Here is a 19,096-nt window from a genome sequence, read left to right as displayed (position 1 = left end):
ATGCGTTTACCTATGTTACAAAAAAGCCGTAAAATCACATTTATTCTTGCCATTATTAGTGCTATCATAGGTGTGATGTTGACTGTGCAATTACGAAGCAGTCTTCATCCTGTTCATAAAGAGTCTCGCAGCATCGCGGAACTTCGGACCACGTTGCAAAAAGAACTGGAGAAACACAAAAACCTGCTCGCAGACATTTCAAAGTATAATCAGCTGTACTACCAATACGAAACCTCACTCAGTGAAGATGAAAGTATCTCCGTTATGAAAGAGGAGTTGGCACGGACTCGCCGAATGGCTGGTATGGTAGGGATGGAGGGAGAAGGCATCGTTATTGATGTTGTCGATGCCCATACGTCTGAACAACCAGCTATGGATGAACATATGCCTGTGCCTGTTGTAGGAGACTATACGATTGACGATGAAGATTTGCGCTGGTTGGTAAATATCCTGTTTGCAAACGGAGCACAAGCTGTTTCCATTAATGGCCATCGACTGATTGCTACCACTGCAATCCGCAATGTGGGAGACGTCATCCAAATCGATACCAGGACGATTAGGGCTCCGTATGAGATAAAAGCATTGGGGGAACCTGAAGTATTGTTGTCCGCATTGAAGCTGGAGGGCGTAGAAGAGAACTTTCAACTGGCGAATAAAAAGGTGCTGGCAGAAAAACGGGACAAGCTGATGATTTCAGCGAATAACGAAACACGTGTCATTCAATTTATGAAACCTGTGAAAGAAAAAGGAGATTCGTAACCATGTGGCTCCCGCTTATCGGACTGATTGTCGGTCTTGTTGTCGGCTTCCTGCTGGATTGGCGTGTGCCCCAGGAGTATAGCAGCTATCTATCAATAGCCCTCCTGGCGGGATTGGATACGATCTTTGGGGGGATTCGTTCGTTTTTAGAACGTACTTTTAACGTTCGTATTTTCATGTCTGGATTCTTTTTCAACACACTTTTTGCAGCAGGCTTGGCCTTCATCGGAGGGTTCTTGGGGATTGATCTATATTTGGCTGCGATCGTGGCTTTCGGCGTCCGCTTGTTCAACAATCTCGCTGTCATTAGGAGAATTGTTCTATCCAAATGGATCAATCAGCAAGATTAACGCGAAGGAAAATGGGAAGATGGTCATTTTTTTACAAAAAATCAATAAGAAAAAAAGGGAATGGTTGTCCTGTGTGGAATAATTTATGCAGGTGTTCTCATTTTAGCAAGAAAAAAGACGTAGCAGGGGAGGTGTCACAGGTTTGGTAAGCAATGAACTCATAGTCAGCCTAGACATTGGAACATCCAAAGTACGCGTCATGATCGGCGAGATCAACAATGGTTCCATCAACATCATCGGCGTCGGACAATCACACTCAGAAGGCATCAAGAAGGGCGTGATTGTAGACATCGACCAAACCGTGCATGCCATCCGAGAAGCGGTTGATCATGCGGAGCGCATGGTTGGCGTTTCAATCGAAGAAGTGTATGTGGGGATCACTGGAAACCATATCGATCTGCATGAAACCCAAGGGGTTGTCGCTGTATCCAGCGAAGACCGTGAGATACGAGAAGAAGATATTCAACGCGTAATTCAGGCAGCGAAGGTTGTGGCTATTCCTCCAGACCGTGAAATCATCGAGGTAGTCCCAAAGGAGTACATCGTTGATGGACAAGGGAGCATTAAGGACCCTCGTGGGATGATTGGTGTCCGACTGGAAATGGAAGGGACTATTGTGACCGGGTTGAAAACGGTCGTACATAACATCGTTCGCTGTGCTCAACGAACCAATCTGCGTGTAGCTGGAATATTCTTGCAACCGCTTGCGGCTAGCACTGTTGCTCTATCCAAAGATGACAAAAATATGGGTGTCGTTCTTGTCGACATCGGTGCGGGTTCTACCACGATCGGTGTATTCGAGCAAGGGAAACTGGCAGCGACCACCGTGATCGGCATCGGTGGCGACCACATTACGAGCGATATTTCACTGGGACTACGCACGCATACAGATGTGGCAGATCGTGTGAAAACCAAAAACGGCTGTGCCCTTATTGACGAAGCATCCGAAGATGTGAAGTTCAAGGTGAACCGGATTGGTAGCGAAGTCGAGAAACAATTTACGCAAGTGGATTTGGCCAATATTATCGAGCCGCGCGCTGCGGAAATATTCCAATTAGTCGAGGATGCTGTATACAAATTGGGCTACCGCGACGAAATTGCAGGGGGCTATGTTCTTACGGGTGGTACCGTAGCCATGCCGGGCATGTTGGAATTGGCAAAAGAAGAATTGGACGCACCTGTTCGAATTGCGATTCCTGATTACATCGGAGTGCGAGATCCTGCCTACACCACCGGGGTAGGTTTGATTCAATATGCCTTGCAGTTGATGGAGCGCCGCAGCATTCGCGTCACCCCCTCATTCAAGGGCACTCAGAAGCAAACCGTCTCGTCTAAGCCAAAAGAAGGCGGCGGTTTGATGGAAAAAGTAAAAAACTGGTTTAGCGAATTTATTTAAGGGAGTTCGCTTTACCGAGGTTAACTACAATGACGAAGTCGGGCATCGTTTCGTTCCATTGTGTTTAGTTGACAGGCTTCTGTAGCCACGAGTTTTTCTTATGTTGAATTGGGGAGGACTAGCAATATGCTGGAATTTGATATGGACTTGGAATCTTTTGCACGAATTAAAGTCATTGGTTGCGGGGGCGGAGGTAGCAACGCAGTAAACCGCATGATCGCAGGTGGAGTAAAGGGTGTAGAATTCATCACCTTGAATACCGACGCGCAAGCACTTCAGCTCTCTAGTGCAGATATCAAGCTGCAAATCGGGGAAAAGCTGACACGTGGACTTGGAGCAGGTGCAAATCCTGAGATCGGTAAAAAAGCAGCGGAAGAAAGCCGTGATTTGATTGAAAACGCTCTGCGTGGAGCTGACATGGTATTCGTAACTGCCGGTATGGGTGGTGGTACGGGTACAGGTGCAGCACCTGTTGTTGCAGAGATCGCTAAGGAAATGGGTGCTCTTACCGTTGGTGTAGTAACCCGTCCGTTCTCCTTCGAGGGTCGCAGACGTTCCCAGCACGGTGAGATCGGTATTGCTGCTCTGAAAGAAAAAGTAGACACACTGATCGTGATTCCTAATGACCGACTTTTGGAAATCGTTGACAAAAATACGCCAATGCTCGAAGCGTTCCGCGAAGTTGACAACGTACTGCGACAAGGGGTTCAAGGTATTTCCGACCTGATTGCGGTACCTGGACTGATCAACTTGGACTTCGCTGACGTGAAGACGATCATGACTGAGCGCGGTTCTGCTCTCATGGGTATCGGTGTAAGTAGCGGCGAAAATCGTGCGGCTGAAGCAGCTCGTCGCGCTATTTCCAGCCCACTGCTCGAAACTGCGATTGATGGTGCACGCGGTGTTCTCATGAACATCACAGGTGGTACGAACCTGAGCTTGTACGAAGTAAACGAAGCAGCTGATATCGTATCTTCTGCATCGGACCCAGATGTTAACATGATTTTCGGTGCGGTAATTAACGAGGATTTGAAAAATGAATTGGTAGTGACCGTAATTGCCACAGGCTTCGAGCATAGTCAACGCGCTGCGGAAGCTCCACGTCGTCAACAACAGCCGATCAACACGCCTGGCAATCGTCCGACACCAGTTTCCAATACGAATAACAGCCGTGCGAAGGAAGAAGAGGAAGACAAGTCCTTCTTCTCCATGGGCAACCTGGATAATCTGGATATTCCAGCATTCCTGCGCAATCGCCGCCGCAACAAAAACTAAAGCGATAAACGACTGTCAAAAGCCTTGTTCCCGTCATTGGGGACAAGGCTTTTTTTCGTTGATTGGATGAAAAAATGTTAGACAAAAAAACCAAAAAAACACCGTCAAGAATTGACAGACTTTACATACACATTGATATATACTGCTTTTACTGATAGAAGTCGTCCTACTATTTACCATTTTTGCTAGGACACATGCTTGCTGCCAAGTCGGTCAAAAGATGAGGAGGAAAGCAAGTGGTTGTGTATCTTGATATCATTCTACTCCTGAATGTGGCTATTGATACCTTGTTACTCTGGTTTACTGCTTATTTTCGCAAAGAGCGCATGGTGTGGTGGAGAATGATACTTGCGTCCCTGTTTGGCTCCGCGTATCTGATCTTTTTCTTTTTTCCTGTATTTTCTCCGATGTATCAATGGTGGGTCAAACTGCTCTTTTCTGTCATTATGCTGTGGATTGCTTTTGGGAACAGGAGGTTGTTGTCCTTTGCGCAAAACTTAATCATTTTTTACTTTGTCGCATTTGTGTTCGGAGGGGGAGTGCTTGGGTTACAGTATTTTTTGGCACCGCAGAGTGAAATTGTAAATGGACTGGTTGTCACGCATAATGATGGGTTTGGCGTAGGTTTCAAGCCAACCTTGGGGATTGTTCTGATCGGTTTTATCCTGATCTTTTTTCTCGGGAAAAAGAGCTACCGCGCGATTCAGGAGCCGCGAAGAATCGAAACCTTTCTTGTCGATGTCGTCGTTACGGTGGCAGGGGAAAAAGTCATTTGCCGTGGACTTGTGGATACTGGAAACCAGCTCCACGAGCCAATTACACGCATACCCGTCATGATTATGGAGAATCGCATGTTCGCACATTTGCTTCCGCCGTCGCTTCTCCGACAAGCCGATGAAAACGGTGGAGTGTGGGAGAAGCTGGACGGATCTTGGGACCATCTGCCGCTGGAATGGCAGTCTCGGGTACGCTTGATCCCGTATCGCAGCGTGTCAAGAGGTATGGATTTTTTACTCGCAATCAAACCAGACCATGTCATGGTCGTGCAAGACGGGATTCGTTTTGAAACAGAACGGGTGTTAATCGGGCTAAACCCGATCCCATTGGCCGCTGACGGCAAGTATCAGGCCATCGTGCACCCAGCCATGATGGAAACCTATGAAGCGGATGTTCAAAAAGTCATCTTTTAATCACGAAGAAACAACCTTTATTCTCAAACAGGAGGGCTAATCATGTATGTAAAACTTCGCCTACAACTCCAATTGACCTGGTACCGAATCTTGCTCTGGCTTGGTGTACGCGCCGAAGAAGTCTATTATATTGGCGGGAGTGAAGCATTGCCTCCACCTTTGACCAGAGAAGAAGAGGAGCTGCTGCTCGGACGACTGCCGTCTGGTGATCCGGCTGTTCGCGGTATGCTCATTGAACGCAATCTTCGTCTGGTCGTATACATCGCCCGCAAGTTTGAGAATACGGGAATTAATATTGAGGACTTGGTCAGCATTGGCACTATCGGCTTGATCAAGGCTGTGAACACCTTTGATCCAGACAAGAACATCAAGCTGGCAACGTATGCTTCTCGTTGTATCGAAAATGAAATCCTCATGTATCTTCGCCGCAATAATAAAATTCGTTCAGAGGTATCTTTTGATGAACCGCTTAACATTGATTGGGATGGCAATGAGCTCTTGCTCTCAGATGTTTTGGGTACGGAGAATGACACGATTTATAAAAACATCGAGGACCAAGTGGATCGAAAGCTTCTGAAAAAAGCACTGGATAAGCTGTCTGACCGCGAGAGAATTATCATGGAGCTGCGCTTCGGCTTAGCGGGAGAAGAGGAAAAGACACAAAAGGATGTAGCGGATTTGTTAGGAATCTCACAGTCGTATATTTCGCGTTTGGAAAAGCGAATTATAAAACGGTTGCGAAAAGAATTCAACAAGATGGTCTAACGCATATTTTCCCAGCTTGGGGGGATACTGTTCCTAAACCGAAACAGATGGTGGTTTTTGCCACCTTCTTGGTCGGCTACGCGTCAGTTACGCGGCCTTTCAAGACAACCGGGTTAGGGACTTTTTTCTTGCTTCGAGGAGGGAAAGACGTGACGCGCAATAAGGTAGAGATATGCGGGGTAGATACCTCCAAGCTTCCGGTGTTGACAAACAAAGAGATGCGGGAATTGTTTGAGCGCCTGCAAAGTGGGGAGCTGGCTGCCCGCGAGAAGCTGGTCAACGGCAACTTGCGACTGGTGCTTAGCGTAATTCAACGGTTCAACAATCGCGGAGAATTCGTGGATGACTTGTTTCAAGTGGGCTGCATCGGATTGATGAAAGCGATCGACAACTTTGATCTCGGACAAAATGTGAAGTTTTCCACGTATGCCGTACCGATGATCATTGGAGAAATTCGACGCTATTTACGGGACAACAATCCGATTCGCGTTTCCCGTTCTTTGCGAGACATCGCGTACAAGGCCTTGCAGGTGCGTGATAATCTGACCAACAAACATTCGCGAGAGCCTACCATTATCGAGATTTCTCAGGAATTGAACGTAGCCAAAGAAGACGTCGTGTTTGCACTCGATGCGATCCAAGATCCGGTTTCTTTGTTTGAACCGATTTATCAGGATGGCGGCGATCCGATTTACGTCATGGATCAGATTAGTGACGAGAAGAACAAAGATGTCACGTGGGTAGAAGAAATTGCGCTTCGTGAGGGAATGCAGCGGCTAGGTGACCGAGAAAAAATGATATTATCCATGCGCTTTTACGAAGGAAAAACGCAAATGGAAGTAGCAGAGGAAATCGGTATCTCACAGGCACAGGTCTCTCGATTAGAAAAAGCGGCAATTGCCCATATGCAAAAGCACGTTCAATCGTAAGGAGAAACCAAATAGGCGACCCGGCGGTCTTGTACCGTTCGGGTTTTTTGTACGAGCGGAAAAGTTAGTTTTCAATCGCCTTACTTTTTGGCAAAGAAGCGGACATATTCCTCGGTGGACTCATATACTGAAAGTAACGGAGAAAAGAAGGTGAGGAAGAATGGTAAAAATCTCTGACTTCCAGACCAAAGAAGTGGTAAATATTCTCGATGGGAAACGGCTTGGGCAAATTTCAGATTTGGAGATCGATCTGCGTCACGGTCGTGTAGAGGCTATCGTCGTACCGGGACCAGGCAAGTTTCTCGGCTTCTTTTCTGCCGGGAACGATTATGTCATACCCTGGCGCAATATTGTGAAGATCGGGAAAGATGTGGTGCTTGTTCGGATGGAAGAAGCACTTAAAGTTGAAGTGAAAACTTCAGGTGGAGAAGAATACTAATGCGTAAAGGGAGAAAGGCACGGATAGCCTTTCTTTTCTTTTCGGCTATGGTATGATTAGCCATATGAGGAAGGTGACAACATGAGAGAACCATTTGTCAGGGTAGAGGATAAGTCAATCTTATCGGTAACAGAGTGGGAGCAACAATTTCCTGGCTTAGTGGCGGGGTTTACTATTCGCTCAGGCGGGGAAAGTGAACAACCGTACGGGTCTTTTAATATGGGGTTGCATGTGGGTGATGAATCTGCGAACGTAGTAGCCAATAGACGCAAGCTAGCAGAACAAGTCGGGATGTCTTTTACAGCGTGGACATGCGCCGACCAAGTGCACGGGAATCGGGTATGCCAGGTCACAGCAGGCGGTGCGGGAAAAGAAAGTCTGGAGGACGTCATAGCTGCAACGGATGGATTGTTTACCCTTGAAAAAGGAGTCATGCTGACCTCGTTTTATGCAGATTGCGTTCCTCTCTATTTTCTAGATCCCCAATCGGGAGCAATCGGACTTGCGCACGCAGGCTGGAAGGGGACAGTGGGCCGTATTGCCGAGGAAATGGTGAAGGCAATGACGAAGCACTATCAAGCAAAGCCAGAGGGTATCCGCGTCGCAATTGGCCCATCCATTGGCGGCTGTTGCTATGAAGTCGATGAGCGAATCATGACGCAAGTACGCACTTGTGCAGCCGATTGGGAAAAAGCAGTAAACTCCTCGACAGGAGAGCGGTATATGCTGGACCTTCGTCAGCTGAACACAGAGATATTGCTCGAAGCAGGAATTTCTTCAGGGAATATTTTATCCACGGATTGGTGTACAAGCTGCAGAACAGACTTGTTTTTCTCTCATCGCAAGGAAGCTGGGATACAAGGGACTACCGGACGCATGGCTTCCTATATCGGCTGGAAGGAAAACCTGTAGAAGAAAGGGAAGGGTTCGTTATGACCAAGGAACAAGAACTGTTAAAAGAACGACTGCAATCCATTGAAGCAAGAATTCAGGCTGCTTGCGATCGGGCGAACCGCAAACGTGAGGAAGTAAAAATTATTGCTGTGACCAAGTATGTCGACGCAGATGCCATTGGGGACTTGCTCGCTGTAGGCGTAGAGAATATCGGGGAAAATCGTGTGCAGGATGCCTTGCCCAAGCACCAGCTACACGGCGATAAAGGGATCTGGCATTTTATCGGACACCTCCAGACAAACAAGGCAAAAGAAGTCGTAGGACGATTCCCGTACATCCATTCTCTGGACCGGCTTTCTTTGGCACAAGAGCTGAATCGACGCGGTGAAGCGTTGGATCATGTCGTAAAATGCTTTTTGCAGATCAATATATCCGGCGAAGAGACAAAATTTGGGCTTAGTCCCAATGACGTATTGGCTTTTTTGCGCGAAACCAGTAATATGAAACATATAAGTATCGTCGGATTAATGACGATGGCGCCTGTTGTCGAAACCCAAGAGGAAGCCAGACAGGTGTTCCGTGGCCTCTATGAGTGGAAGCAACGGATTAACGAAATGGCATTCCCGCACGCACAGGTGGAAGAGCTGTCTATGGGCATGTCTAGTGATTTTGAAGTGGCCATTGAAGAAGGAGCTACATATATTCGGTTGGGGTCGGTATTGGTCAAGCCGGAGTAAAGGAAAACAGACCAAACCACGCAGTAAGAGAGGAGGAAGAGTATGGGTGTTATGAATAAATTGATGGGGTTTCTGGGGTTAGAAAACGAGGAATACATCGAAGAGACAACAACGGTGGAAGAGGAAAGAGAAGAGCAAGAATCCTCGCACAAACGCCAGCCGACGGGTCGAGCTAATAACGTGGTACCGTTTCAAGCACGGGAAAAGGAGGGAATCCGTTTGATTCTCTGTGAACCCCGTCATTACAGTGACGCACAGGATATCGCAGACAACCTGCGTCATCGTAGACCCGTTGTGGTCAACCTCCATCGCGTGGAAAAAGACCAAGCCAAGAGAATTATCGACTTTTTGAGCGGGACGGTCTATGCATTAAACGGCGATATCCAAAAGGTCGGAGACACGATCTTCGTGTGCACGCCTGACCATGTAGATATTCAGGGTACGATTTCCAGTGTGTTGGAAGAGTAGCCAATTAAGACGAATATAAAAGGGTGAGCTAATGAAAGTTGTCGTGGATATTTTAGATTTTGCCTTTACGGTATATCAATACATGATTATTGCTTACATTTTGATGTCTTGGGTTCCTCAAATGAGAGGTACAGGCATCGGTCAGTTACTGGAAAGACTGGTTGAGCCTTATTTGGCACCATTTCGCCGGTTTATTCCACCGCTCGGGTTCATCGATATCTCCCCGATTGTCGCATTGATGGCACTGCACTTTGCCCAATCTGGCCTATACGCCATTTTGCGACAAATTCTGTAGGCGAGTGAAACGATGAGCATATTTGACCATTTTTCAAAAGAAGAACGTCCCTTTGTTGAACGGGCGCTGGAAATGCTGACGCAAGTAGAGCGGAAGCAGGCCATGCGCCTTACTGATTTTGTAGACCCTAGGCAGTTGATAATTTTTCAGAGTCTATCTTCACAAGTAAGCGATGTAAAGGTTTCTCCTTATGGAGGCTACGAGGGTGCCGAGCGTGTACGTATCATCATCCATCCGGAGTACCTCCCAGTCGAGCATGAGGATTATCGGCTTACCTTATTGGCAATCAAAGGTGATCAGCGCTTTCATGTGCTGGAGCATCGAGATGTGATGGGGGCGATGCTGGGCGTCGGGATGAAGCGGGAGAAATTCGGAGATATGCTGACAGATTCAGCTGGCAGCTACGCGATTGTAGCAGAGGAAGTCGCTGATTTTGTCTGTGGGCAGGTGACGCAAATTCATCGGACATCTGTTCAATTTGAGCGGGTAGCATGGGAGGCGTTTACACCACCAGCACCCAAGTTTGTAGAGAAAACGATCACCGTGCCATCACCGCGAATTGACGCGATCATCGGAGAAGTACACAATATGTCTCGCGCAAAAGCACTGGTGCCAATTCGAGCAGGAAAAGTAAAAATCAACTGGAAAGTAATCGAAGACCCATCTTATCAACTCGAGATGGGTGATATGGTATCTCTTGCAGGTTATGGTCGGTTCAAAGTTCTTGAGGTAGCAGGTCCAACACGCAGCGGAAGACTTCGCATGATTGTCGGACTGGTTACATAAGATGGACCAAAGCGCAAAAAATTGTAAAATACGGCAGGAAACACAGCTAATCCTGTCGAAATGATTGAAGACGAATTATCGGGAAAAGTGGGGGGTTCATGTGCCATTAACGCCGTTGGATATACACAATAAGGAATTCAGCACAGGCTTTCGTGGGTATAACATTGACGAAGTGAACGAGTTTCTCGATCAGGTGATCAAAGATTTTGAGCTCTTGATAAAAGAGAAAAAAGAACAGGAAGAGCGCGTAGCTATTCTGAATGAGCGCGTAGATTACTATAAGAGCTTGGAAGAAAATTTGAGCAAGTCGATTCTGGTCGCGCAGGAGACAGCGGAAGACGTGAAGTCGAATGCCCGCAAGGAAGCGCAGCTCATCTTAAAGGAATCCGAGAAAAATGCAGACCGAATCGTCAATGAAGCATTGGCGAAGTCACGCAAAATCGCAATCGAAATCGAAGAATTAAAAAAACGTGCTTCGGTTTACCGTATGCGCTTTCGGACGCTTTTGGAAGCACAGTTGGAAATGCTGGAGAATGGCGATTGGGATAACATTGAACAGCCACAAGTTGATTCGCCTGTAACAGTTGAATAAATCATTGACGTTCGAGCAATGATGGTATTATAATGAAAGACAACTTTTTCGAAATAAAGCACTTATAGTAGTTGAACAGGCTTATACAAATCATAGACGATGAACGGGAAGAGTACGTGAGCCAGCACTGCCTAGAGAGTCGGGAAAAGGTGAAAACCCGGCCAGTTGCTTTCACAGAAAATCACCCGGGAGTTCAATATCCGAAAGCCCAGATAACCTTGATGGTTAAACAGGTGAGTAAGTGAGCGCGTCATTCCCGTTACGAATGAGTGAAGTGGAACGAATCCGATGCAGGCTTTTTTGTCGTACGGGTTTGTTCAATCAGGGTGGTACCACGGGAGCTTTCTCTCGTCCCTTTTTGGGGATGAGTGAAAGCTTTTATTTATTTAAGGAGTGAATCAGGCCATGGATTACAGCAAAACCTTAGCGCTACCAAAAACAGATTTCCCTATGCGCGGAAATTTGCCAAGCCGCGAGCCACAGATGCAAGCGGTATGGGAAGAGCAAAATATTTATCAACAAGTGCTAGATCGTACAAAAGACCGCCCGTCTTTTGTCTTGCATGATGGTCCTCCATATGCGAATGGAGATATCCATATCGGTCACGCACTGAACAAAATCCTCAAGGACTTCATCGTTCGCTACAAATCCATGGCAGGATTTTATGCGCCGTACATCCCAGGTTGGGATACACATGGTTTGCCGATTGAACAAGCGATCATCAATGCACAAGGGTTGGATCGTCGTAGCATCGAAGTGAACGATTTCCGCCAGCGCTGTGAAGAGTATGCGTGGTCCTACATCGACAAGCAACGCGACCAATTCAAGCGTCTGGGTGTTCGCGGAGATTGGGAAAACCCTTATGTGACACTCCTGCCTGAGTATGAAGCCAACCAAATTCGCGTATTCGGTGAAATGGCGAAAAAGGGTTATATTTACAAAGGACTGCGCTGCGTGTACTGGTCTCCGTCTTCTGAGACGGCTCTGGCTGACGCAGAAATCGAATACAAAGATAAGCGCTCTCCTTCTATTTACGTCAGCTTCCAGGTAGCAGATGGAAAAGGCAAGCTGGACACAGAAACAGGCGTTGTTATCTGGACAACGACTCCGTGGACATTGCCAGCAAACCTTGCGATCAGCCTGCATCCTGAACTTGAGTACAACGTAGTGAAGGTAGATGGCCGCAAATTCCTGGTAGCCAACGGTCTGATTGAAGCCGCGAGCAAAGAAATTGGCTGGGAAGGCGTAGAGATTCTCGCGACCTTTAAAGGTCAAGAACTGGAAGGCGTAGAAACTCAGCATCCATTCTACGATCGCAAGTCTCCACTCATCCTGGGTGAGCATGTAACCTTGGATGCAGGTACTGGTTGCGTTCATACTGCTCCAGGACACGGGGAAGATGACTTTAACATTGGTCAAAAATACAATTTGGGCGTCCTTTGCCCAGTGGATCACGAAGGTAAAATGACCAATGAGGCTCCAGGCTTTGAAGGTCTGTTCTACGAAGATGCCAACAAAGTGATTACAGAGAAGCTGAAAGAAACCGGAGCACTCTTGAAGCTCAATTTCTTCACGCACTCCTACCCACATGACTGGCGTACGAAAAAACCGGTTATCTATCGGGCGACAGAGCAATGGTTCGCGTCTATCGACGGATTCCGTGAGCAAATGCTCGAAGCGATTAAAAATGTAAAATGGATTCCTCATTGGGGAGAAACTCGTCTGGCAAACATGATTGCAGATCGTGGCGACTGGTGCATTTCCCGTCAGCGTGTATGGGGTGTACCGATTCCAATCTTCTATTGCAAATCGTGTAACGAACCGATCATTAACGACACGACGATCACCCATGTTGCTGATCTGTTCCGCAAAGAAGGATCGAAAGTATGGTTCTCCCGTGAAGCAAATGAGCTGGTTCCAGAAGGGCTTTCTTGCACCAAATGCGATTGCAAGGAATTCCGCAAAGAAACGGATATTATGGACGTTTGGTTCGACTCCGGTTCCAGCCACCAGGCTGTTTTGCGCGAAAGAGGCATTGCTTGGCCAGCTGACATGTATCTGGAAGGCTCTGACCAGTATCGTGGCTGGTTCAACTCTTCTCTCTCGACGGGTGTTGCCGTATATGGCACAGCTCCTTACAAATCCGTCCTAAGCCACGGCTTTGCATTGGATGGAGAAGGACGCAAAATGTCCAAATCCCTCGGTAACGTCATCGTGCCTCAACAAGTTATTGACAAGATGGGCGCAGATATCTTGCGTCTGTGGGTAGCTTCTGTTGACTATCAGGCAGATGTGCGCATTTCCGATGCGATTCTGAATCAGATCGCTGAGGTATATCGCAAAATCCGCAATACGTTCCGCTTCCTGTTGGGCAACCTGGATGGATTCAATCCTGCAACAGACCGCGTAGCATATGAAGAGCTGGGCGAGCTGGATCGTTATGTTCTGGCGAAAGCAGCAAAAGTCGCGAAGCGTACGCGCAAAGCGTATGATGAATATCAGTTCCACACCGTTTTCCATGCGGTGCACAACTTCTGCGTCATTGACTTGTCCGCGTTCTATCTGGATATTTGCAAGGATCGCTTGTATGTAGAAGCGCCAGATAGTTTGAAACGACGCGCTGCACAGACAGTGATGTACGATTGCTTGCTCAGTCTGGTGAAGCTGGTTGCTCCACTGTTGCCGCATACAGCTGATGAGGTGTGGGCGTTCATTCCAGGCGTGGAAGAGAAGAGTGTGCAGTTGACGGATATGCCAGAAGGCGACGAACAACATCTCAGCTTTGCAGCAGAAGCAGAGAGCAAGTGGGATGCGTTCCTGGCGATCCGAGACGAGGTACTCAAAGCCATGGAAGAAGCGCGCCGCAACAAGGTGTTCGGTAATTCCGTTGATGCGAAGGTAGCTCTGTACCCACAAACGGAAGAAGTTGCGAAAACATTGGCAGCAATGGACGATCTGGCTGACCTGTTCATCGTGGCTCACGTGGATGTACACAGCGGGTCTGCTCCAGCAGAAGCAGTACAACTCGAAGGCATTGCTGCTGTGGTCTCAGCCGCAGACGGTGGAAAATGCGAGCGTTGCCGCGTAGTGAAACCTGATGTTGGTACTCGCGAGTCGCACGCGTCACTCTGCGTACGTTGCGCGGATATCGTAGAACAACACTACGCACATGTAGCAGAATAAAAATCGGTTGATCAACCTGTCATTCCCTTTGGGGATGGCAGGTTTTTTGCTGTGAAAAACATCTCGATATTTTCATAAAGGTGGATATGAACTCATGCGGACCAACAAAACGGTCATGGCCGTTTTATTGGTCATATTTCCTTCGCGACCAAGACATACTACCTGTTGAGGAAACCAAACAAAGGTGGTGTACAGCGTGGACCAAAAGATGGTGACCAGCTTCCGGGAAAAGCTGCTGGAACAGAAAAAGGAACTGGAAGACCGCGTACAGGACCATTATGGCATGAGAGAACCGATGACAACCTCTTTGCAGGAGTTTGCCATGTACGATAATCATCCGGCAGATATCGGCAGTGAGATGTTTGAACGGGAAAAAGATTTGGCCCTAGATAGTCTCGATCGTGAGACATTGAAAGAGATTGATCAGGCGCTACTGCGTATGGAGGAAGGCACCTACGGACTGTGTACGGTCTGTGGAGAGCAAATACCTGTGGAGCGACTCGAAGCACTGCCTCAGGCACAAACGTGCAAGGAGCATGCACCAGCGCCCTCAGTCAACGATTCACGTCCGATTGAGGAACAGTTTTTGCAGCCGCCGTTCGGACGTACATCTTTGGATGAAAAAGAAGGACAGAACGGATTTGACGGTGAGGATGCTTGGCAAATTGTCGAGTCTTGGGGGACATCCAGCACGCCTTTCTCGTACCAGGAACCCGACAAAACGGATTATGATGAAATGTATATCGAGAGCAATGAGCCGGATGGCTTTGTAGAAGCCGTAGAGGAAATCGGTTATACCGATATTGAAGGCTATCACGGACCGGACAGTGTGCATTTTATGAGAAGCGGGACGTATGAGGAGTACATGAGAAAAGGAGAAGGGAAAGGAAACTTCCTCTCCTATGATGATTACGAGGGAGAGCAAGCAGAACGAGAGGGCATGGATGACTACTCATGAGCAGGTAGCGGTCTTGGACCTACAAATTGAGCGCGTGGAAACGTATCCACTACTTCATTGTCTATCGCAAGCTTACGGTGATGCGAATGGGTATAAGCGTTATCGAAGCAGTTATCTCATTCGGATTATCACACGGGCTGGTATAGATGGCTGGGGAGAAATTATCGATTGGCTGCCGACGCTTCATAAGGGCTTTTGTGAGCGCATCATTCCGTACTTGCTGGGTAAGCAGGTGGATAACAGAGTAGCCATTGTCGATGTCGTAGGAAAGTGGCATCAGCGTTCGGCTTCAGGTGTCAGTATGGCACTTACGGAAATTTTGGCGAAAGCGGCGGGGCTATCTGTGTGTCAACTATGGGGAGGCCAGATACATTCAGGCATCCCGGTATATGCCTCCCTCCAATCCTACCGTGAAACAGAAGACTGGATGCAACAGTCATGGAAGCAAGTCGCCCAGCAAGTCGACAATGGCTTCAAGATGGTGAAAGTAAAGATTGGCGGGCGCTCTGTTCAAGAGGATCAGACGCACATCGAAAAACTGATGAATTTGCTTCCTGAACAAGTTCAAGTAGCGGTAGATGCCAATCAGAGCTACGACTGTGCGACTGCAAGGAAGTGGGAAGGGCTTTTTTCCCGTTATGGCAATTGGCTTTGGCTGGAGGAGCCGATGCCCATGGATCGTACAAACGAGTATGTTAAGCTTCGTTCGTCCATATCCATTCCACTTGCTGGTGGAGAAAACTTGATTCGTTGCGCACAGTTTTTGCCCTTGTATGAGGGTGGCGCCATCGATATTGCTCAGCCTGACCTGATGCATACAGAGGGCATTGACGATTATCGAACGCATCTACAAATGGCCCGTCAGTTTGGCTATCGCGTGTCTCCACATTCCTTTGACGGTTCGCTGGCACGAGTGTATACGTTATTTGCACAAGCTTGCTTGCTGGCATGGACCAAGATGGATAGCCATCCGATTGAGCCTGTCGAATGGGATGTCATGGAGAACCCGTTTACACAATTGTTTCCGCTACGACCCATAAATGGCGAAGTGACGCTACCAGCTGGCGTTGGAATTGGCGTCGAGCCTGATTGGGAGATTATTAACGCGTTGCGCTGGGACGGTAGCGCTTATGCGTAAGACAAGGAGTTTCGTATGGCACAAAATGCGAAAAACCTGATTGGGCTTGTCGGGGTTCCATTAGTGATGGTGCTGGGCAACTCGATGCTGATTCCTGTACTACCTACAATGAAGACGGAAATGAAGCTCACGGCTTTACAGACGAGCTTGTTAATCACTGCTTTTTCGATTGCAGCAGGTATGGTTATCCCTTTTGCCGGCTATTTGTCAGATCGATTTGGGAGAAAAATTGTCATTATCATCTCCCTTGCCCTGTACGGTCTGGGTGGTTTGGTCGCAGGGCTTGCTGCTCTGTGGCTGGATCAACCTTATATGGCTATCATGGGAGGGCGTGTCTTGCAGGGGATCGGGGCAGCCGGGACAGCTCCCATCGCGATGGCATTGGTAGGGGATCTGTTCGATGGCGCTTCGGAGAGTAGGGCATTGGGGCTTTTGGAGACATCAAACGGGATGGGAAAAGTATTAAGTCCGATTTTTGGCTCCTTGCTTGCTCTCATTTCTTGGTACATGGTCTTTTTAGCTTTTCCGATTATTTGCGGTGTCGTTCTCCTGATGTTTTTATTTCTGACCAAGGAAAAGAAACAGGATAAGGAGCCGCTCCCCATCAAGCAGTACATGCATTCGATCGCGCAAGTGTTTAAACAGCATGGAAAATGGCTTGTCCCTGCATTTTTTATTGGTAGCATCTGCTTGTTCACGTTGTTTGGGGTACTGTTTTACCTGTCTGATTTATTGGAAGAAAAATACAAGATCGATGGTGTCATCAAAGGCTTCTTTTTGGCGATTCCCTTGCTCGTGATGAGTATAGCGGCGTATGTAACAGGAATCATCATCAAAAAGAAACTGAAGCTGATGCGTCTGTTTGTGATTATCGGCATGTTTTTGCTGGCTACGTCTTACATTCTGGCTAGCTTTGTCAAAGGGGCTTATGTCCTAATTGGTATTTTGGTCATCGGCAGCATGGGGACGGGGATGATTTTACCTTGCTTGAACTCCATGATCGTTGGGGCCGTGCAAAAAACAGAGCGGGGCATGATTACTTCTTTGTATAGCGGAGTCCGTTTTATCGGTGTTGCGATCGGCCCACCTATTTTTACTTGGTTGCTCGGGATTTCTCGGACGGTCATGTTTCTATCAATCGCAGGTTTATCGCTCGTTTTCGCTGTGCTTGCGATCTTTTTCTTGAAGCCCAAGCAGGTCGAGCAGCAAGGACAAGGGACAAAAGACAGCGAGACGAAAGGGTGGCGGCAAATATCAGAGGTATTGGGAATTGAACCTGAAACGGTACACGAGGTACAACGTGAGAGAGCCATCGAAAAGTATGGCTTTGATCCAAATGAGCTCGTCAAGCGTGTGTTGTCGGGAAAGAAGGAAAAGGAAAAACAATAAACAGGCTGTCTCTGTCGGTCATTCTCACCGGATACAATGCCGAGGAGCGACAGGGACGAGCCTGTTTATGATGGCTAGGACTCCGCGAAGGGATGACGTAGGGCTCGATCGAGTGTGAGCGGATACACATCATCTTGCAGAATGCGACTAAACTCCTGATTGCCTTTTACATCTCGCGGAATATCCGCAAACACAATGGTGGCAAGTACGTCTCGGCCGCTTGGCTGGTTTGTATAATGCGCTACCTTTGCGATATAAATGTCTTTTCGCATTGAGTCGTCGATGGTGTACTGTCCGATGCGCTCAATCCCTTCCAGAATGGCACCGGTTTCTTCATAGACTTCACGAACTGCTGCTGCCAGGCTATTTTCACCTGCTTCTACTTTTCCCCCTGGGAGCTCCACACCCCGTGTACGATGGCGAGTAAATAACAGCTTTCCTTGATAAAAAGCGAAGATCAGCACGTGACCTGCTTGGTGGTTACGATACTCTTCGGGGGAAAAGGTTAGCTTGACAGGTAAGCCGAAATCGTCATAAAAAGCGTACATGCAAAGCTCTCCTTCTACAGGCTCATTGATCTGTTGTTTTGAATTTGCAAGGAAATATGTTTGACCGCCTTCATCGCTTGACCAACTGCCAGTGACAAACTCGCATAAGCGGCTCCGTTGTTCACGTCTCCGACTGCGTATATCCATGGAGAGTTGACTCGTTGAGACGAATCTGTTTGCAAATAGTCATCGCCAAACATGTCCAAGCCATCGAAACCAGCTGTGTTTCCATGAACACCAATTCGTGGCAGAATCCAATCGACTGCGATCGTCTCTGGATTGCCTGTGCGTGTAGAGGTGAGTGTCAGAACCGTCCGTGCCTCTTCGTGCTGATAGTCACTTACTTGTGTTTCCCACAGGACTTGGATGTTGGGGAGGCCTGTGATTTTCTTTTGCCATTCGGGACGAGCACGCCACTCACTGCTCCGAACCAATAGATAAACATGTCGGGCATGGAAACTCAAATTTGCTGCACTCTCTAATGCACGATCTCCTCCGCCAATAACGGCGATATCTTGCCCGGCGATGGTGTGCGCTTGGGCAGTTGTAGAAAACCAAGGCGACAGGACGCTCGGACAATCAGCTAGAGCTGGTATTTCGTTCCAGCCAACTCCTGTGGCGATGAGTAGATAGTCGACACGATAAACGGATTTCGAAGTAATTACCTGTTTCGTTTCCCGATCAATGGAAAGAATGGCTTCGTTCAATCGTATGTTTGGCTGCTGGATGAAAGGATGTGCGATCAGTACCTTTACAAGGGCAGCTCCCTGGTCATATACAAGGGGCGGAAAGTCGGTAATCTCGTTGTAAATGTGATGCAATTGGCCGCCGAGTCTATCCGTTTTTTCGATAAGAAGACAAGAAAGACCTAATCGGTGGCACCATATTGCTGCGGACAACCCTGCGATGCCGCCACCTGCGATCAGCACCTGTATGTGTTCCACTCTCAAGTCCCTCCGATTCCCTTATTCATCTATCCGATTTTCCTCAGTTTTAGACTACCTG

Annotated in this window: 20 protein-coding genes and 1 other annotated feature; of the genes, 18 read left to right on the top strand and 2 right to left on the bottom strand. The window is 47.8% G+C overall.

Going from position 1 to position 19,096, the window contains the following annotated elements; genetic code table 11:
• Positions 1-12: 12 nt before the first annotated feature.
• The 18 genes from HPY28_RS06710 (at position 13) to HPY28_RS06625 (ending at position 17,543) form a co-directional block, all read left to right on the top strand.
• A complete protein-coding gene (locus HPY28_RS06710) occupies positions 13-759 on the top strand; it encodes a DUF881 domain-containing protein (protein WP_017249554.1) in 747 nt (248 codons plus the stop codon).
• 2 nt (positions 760-761) lie between these two features.
• Positions 762-1,109 (top strand): small basic family protein, encoded by a 348-nt coding sequence (locus tag HPY28_RS06705; RefSeq protein WP_017249553.1) that lies wholly within the window; start codon positions 762-764, stop codon positions 1,107-1,109.
• A 142-nt stretch (positions 1,110-1,251) separates the two neighbouring features.
• Positions 1,252-2,505 carry a cell division protein FtsA gene (ftsA, locus tag HPY28_RS06700; RefSeq protein WP_015892089.1) on the top strand — a complete coding sequence of 418 codons (1,254 nt, stop codon included), beginning with the start codon at positions 1,252-1,254 and terminating at the stop codon, positions 2,503-2,505.
• 126 nt (positions 2,506-2,631) lie between these two features.
• Entirely contained in the window at positions 2,632-3,780 is a 1,149-nt protein-coding gene (gene ftsZ / locus HPY28_RS06695) for a cell division protein FtsZ (protein WP_015892088.1), read from the top strand.
• 236 nt (positions 3,781-4,016) lie between these two features.
• Positions 4,017-4,970, top strand: coding sequence for a sigma-E processing peptidase SpoIIGA (gene spoIIGA / locus HPY28_RS06690; protein ID WP_017249552.1), 954 nt, complete (start codon positions 4,017-4,019; stop codon positions 4,968-4,970).
• 42 nt (positions 4,971-5,012) lie between these two features.
• Positions 5,013-5,735: an RNA polymerase sporulation sigma factor SigE gene (sigE, locus tag HPY28_RS06685; protein ID WP_007717727.1), complete on the top strand. Its 723-nt coding sequence runs from the start codon at positions 5,013-5,015 to the stop codon at positions 5,733-5,735.
• A gap of 149 nt (positions 5,736-5,884) precedes the next feature.
• A complete protein-coding gene (sigG, locus tag HPY28_RS06680; RefSeq protein WP_007717728.1) occupies positions 5,885-6,664 on the top strand; it encodes an RNA polymerase sporulation sigma factor SigG in 780 nt (259 codons plus the stop codon).
• A 160-nt stretch (positions 6,665-6,824) separates the two neighbouring features.
• A complete protein-coding gene (locus tag HPY28_RS06675; protein ID WP_017249551.1) occupies positions 6,825-7,103 on the top strand; it encodes a YlmC/YmxH family sporulation protein in 279 nt (92 codons plus the stop codon).
• Between the two features lie 81 nt (positions 7,104-7,184).
• The gene (gene pgeF, locus HPY28_RS06670) at positions 7,185-8,015 is read left to right on the top strand and encodes a peptidoglycan editing factor PgeF (protein ID WP_017249550.1); all 831 of its coding nucleotides are present in this window, start codon (positions 7,185-7,187) and stop codon (positions 8,013-8,015) included.
• A 20-nt stretch (positions 8,016-8,035) separates the two neighbouring features.
• Entirely contained in the window at positions 8,036-8,734 is a 699-nt protein-coding gene (locus HPY28_RS06665; RefSeq protein ID WP_017249549.1) for a YggS family pyridoxal phosphate-dependent enzyme, read from the top strand.
• Between the two features lie 42 nt (positions 8,735-8,776).
• On the top strand, positions 8,777-9,202 hold the full coding sequence (locus HPY28_RS06660) for a cell division protein SepF (RefSeq protein ID WP_017249548.1): 426 nt from the start codon (positions 8,777-8,779) through the stop codon (positions 9,200-9,202).
• A 31-nt stretch (positions 9,203-9,233) separates the two neighbouring features.
• Positions 9,234-9,497, top strand: coding sequence for a YggT family protein (locus HPY28_RS06655; protein WP_017249547.1), 264 nt, complete (start codon positions 9,234-9,236; stop codon positions 9,495-9,497).
• Positions 9,498-9,509: 12 nt separating this feature from the next.
• Positions 9,510-10,283, top strand: coding sequence for a YlmH family RNA-binding protein (locus HPY28_RS06650; protein WP_173622187.1), 774 nt, complete (start codon positions 9,510-9,512; stop codon positions 10,281-10,283).
• A gap of 100 nt (positions 10,284-10,383) precedes the next feature.
• The gene (locus HPY28_RS06645) at positions 10,384-10,875 is read left to right on the top strand and encodes a DivIVA domain-containing protein (RefSeq protein ID WP_017249545.1); all 492 of its coding nucleotides are present in this window, start codon (positions 10,384-10,386) and stop codon (positions 10,873-10,875) included.
• A 90-nt stretch (positions 10,876-10,965) separates the two neighbouring features.
• Positions 10,966-11,234: a binding site (T-box leader), on the top strand.
• Between the two features lie 46 nt (positions 11,235-11,280).
• On the top strand, positions 11,281-14,058 hold the full coding sequence (gene ileS, locus HPY28_RS06640) for an isoleucine--tRNA ligase (protein WP_017249544.1): 2,778 nt from the start codon (positions 11,281-11,283) through the stop codon (positions 14,056-14,058).
• Between the two features lie 184 nt (positions 14,059-14,242).
• Positions 14,243-15,016: a TraR/DksA C4-type zinc finger protein gene (locus HPY28_RS06635; RefSeq protein WP_017249543.1), complete on the top strand. Its 774-nt coding sequence runs from the start codon at positions 14,243-14,245 to the stop codon at positions 15,014-15,016.
• A complete protein-coding gene (locus tag HPY28_RS06630; RefSeq protein ID WP_174230270.1) occupies positions 15,003-16,154 on the top strand; it encodes a mandelate racemase/muconate lactonizing enzyme family protein in 1,152 nt (383 codons plus the stop codon). Before HPY28_RS06635 ends, HPY28_RS06630 begins: the two co-directional genes overlap by 14 nt.
• Positions 16,155-16,169: 15 nt before the next feature.
• Positions 16,170-17,543, top strand: coding sequence for an MFS transporter (locus HPY28_RS06625; protein ID WP_174230269.1), 1,374 nt, complete (start codon positions 16,170-16,172; stop codon positions 17,541-17,543).
• A gap of 74 nt (positions 17,544-17,617) precedes the next feature.
• Here the strand turns inward: HPY28_RS06625 and HPY28_RS06620 are convergent, their stop codons facing one another.
• Both HPY28_RS06620 and HPY28_RS06615 read right to left on the bottom strand, forming a co-directional pair.
• On the bottom strand, positions 17,618-18,091 hold the full coding sequence (locus tag HPY28_RS06620; RefSeq protein WP_017249540.1) for an NUDIX domain-containing protein: 474 nt from the start codon (positions 18,089-18,091) through the stop codon (positions 17,618-17,620).
• A gap of 14 nt (positions 18,092-18,105) precedes the next feature.
• Complete coding sequence (locus tag HPY28_RS06615) at positions 18,106-19,035, bottom strand: NAD(P)/FAD-dependent oxidoreductase (protein WP_017249539.1); 930 nt, start codon at positions 19,033-19,035, stop codon at positions 18,106-18,108.
• Positions 19,036-19,096 lie beyond the last annotated feature (61 nt).

It is taken from the genome of Brevibacillus sp. HB1.2 (assembly GCF_013332495.1).
In the GTDB taxonomy this organism is placed as follows: domain Bacteria; phylum Bacillota; class Bacilli; order Brevibacillales; family Brevibacillaceae; genus Brevibacillus; species Brevibacillus porteri.
This window is presented reverse-complemented; position numbering and strand designations above follow the sequence as displayed.

Bases quoted from the DNA above. Each gene is read 5' to 3' on its own strand.
- HPY28_RS06710 (WP_017249554.1), top strand. From the start codon at position 13: ATGTTACAAAAAAGCCGTAAAATCACATTTATTCTTGCCATTATTAGT.
- HPY28_RS06705 (WP_017249553.1), top strand. From the start codon at position 762: ATGTGGCTCCCGCTTATCGGACTGATTGTCGGTCTTGTTGTCGGCTTC.
- ftsZ (WP_015892088.1), top strand. From the start codon at position 2,632: ATGCTGGAATTTGATATGGACTTGGAATCTTTTGCACGAATTAAAGTC.
- sigE (WP_007717727.1), top strand. From the start codon at position 5,013: ATGTATGTAAAACTTCGCCTACAACTCCAATTGACCTGGTACCGAATC.
- HPY28_RS06675 (WP_017249551.1), top strand. From the start codon at position 6,825: ATGGTAAAAATCTCTGACTTCCAGACCAAAGAAGTGGTAAATATTCTC.
- pgeF (WP_017249550.1), top strand. From the start codon at position 7,185: ATGAGAGAACCATTTGTCAGGGTAGAGGATAAGTCAATCTTATCGGTA.
- HPY28_RS06665 (WP_017249549.1), top strand. From the start codon at position 8,036: ATGACCAAGGAACAAGAACTGTTAAAAGAACGACTGCAATCCATTGAA.
- HPY28_RS06660 (WP_017249548.1), top strand. From the start codon at position 8,777: ATGGGTGTTATGAATAAATTGATGGGGTTTCTGGGGTTAGAAAACGAG.
- HPY28_RS06655 (WP_017249547.1), top strand. From the start codon at position 9,234: ATGAAAGTTGTCGTGGATATTTTAGATTTTGCCTTTACGGTATATCAA.
- HPY28_RS06650 (WP_173622187.1), top strand. From the start codon at position 9,510: ATGAGCATATTTGACCATTTTTCAAAAGAAGAACGTCCCTTTGTTGAA.
- ileS (WP_017249544.1), top strand. From the start codon at position 11,281: ATGGATTACAGCAAAACCTTAGCGCTACCAAAAACAGATTTCCCTATG.
- HPY28_RS06630 (WP_174230270.1), top strand. From the start codon at position 15,003: ATGACTACTCATGAGCAGGTAGCGGTCTTGGACCTACAAATTGAGCGC.
- HPY28_RS06625 (WP_174230269.1), top strand. From the start codon at position 16,170: ATGGCACAAAATGCGAAAAACCTGATTGGGCTTGTCGGGGTTCCATTA.
- HPY28_RS06620 (WP_017249540.1), bottom strand. From the start codon at position 18,091: ATGTACGCTTTTTATGACGATTTCGGCTTACCTGTCAAGCTAACCTTT.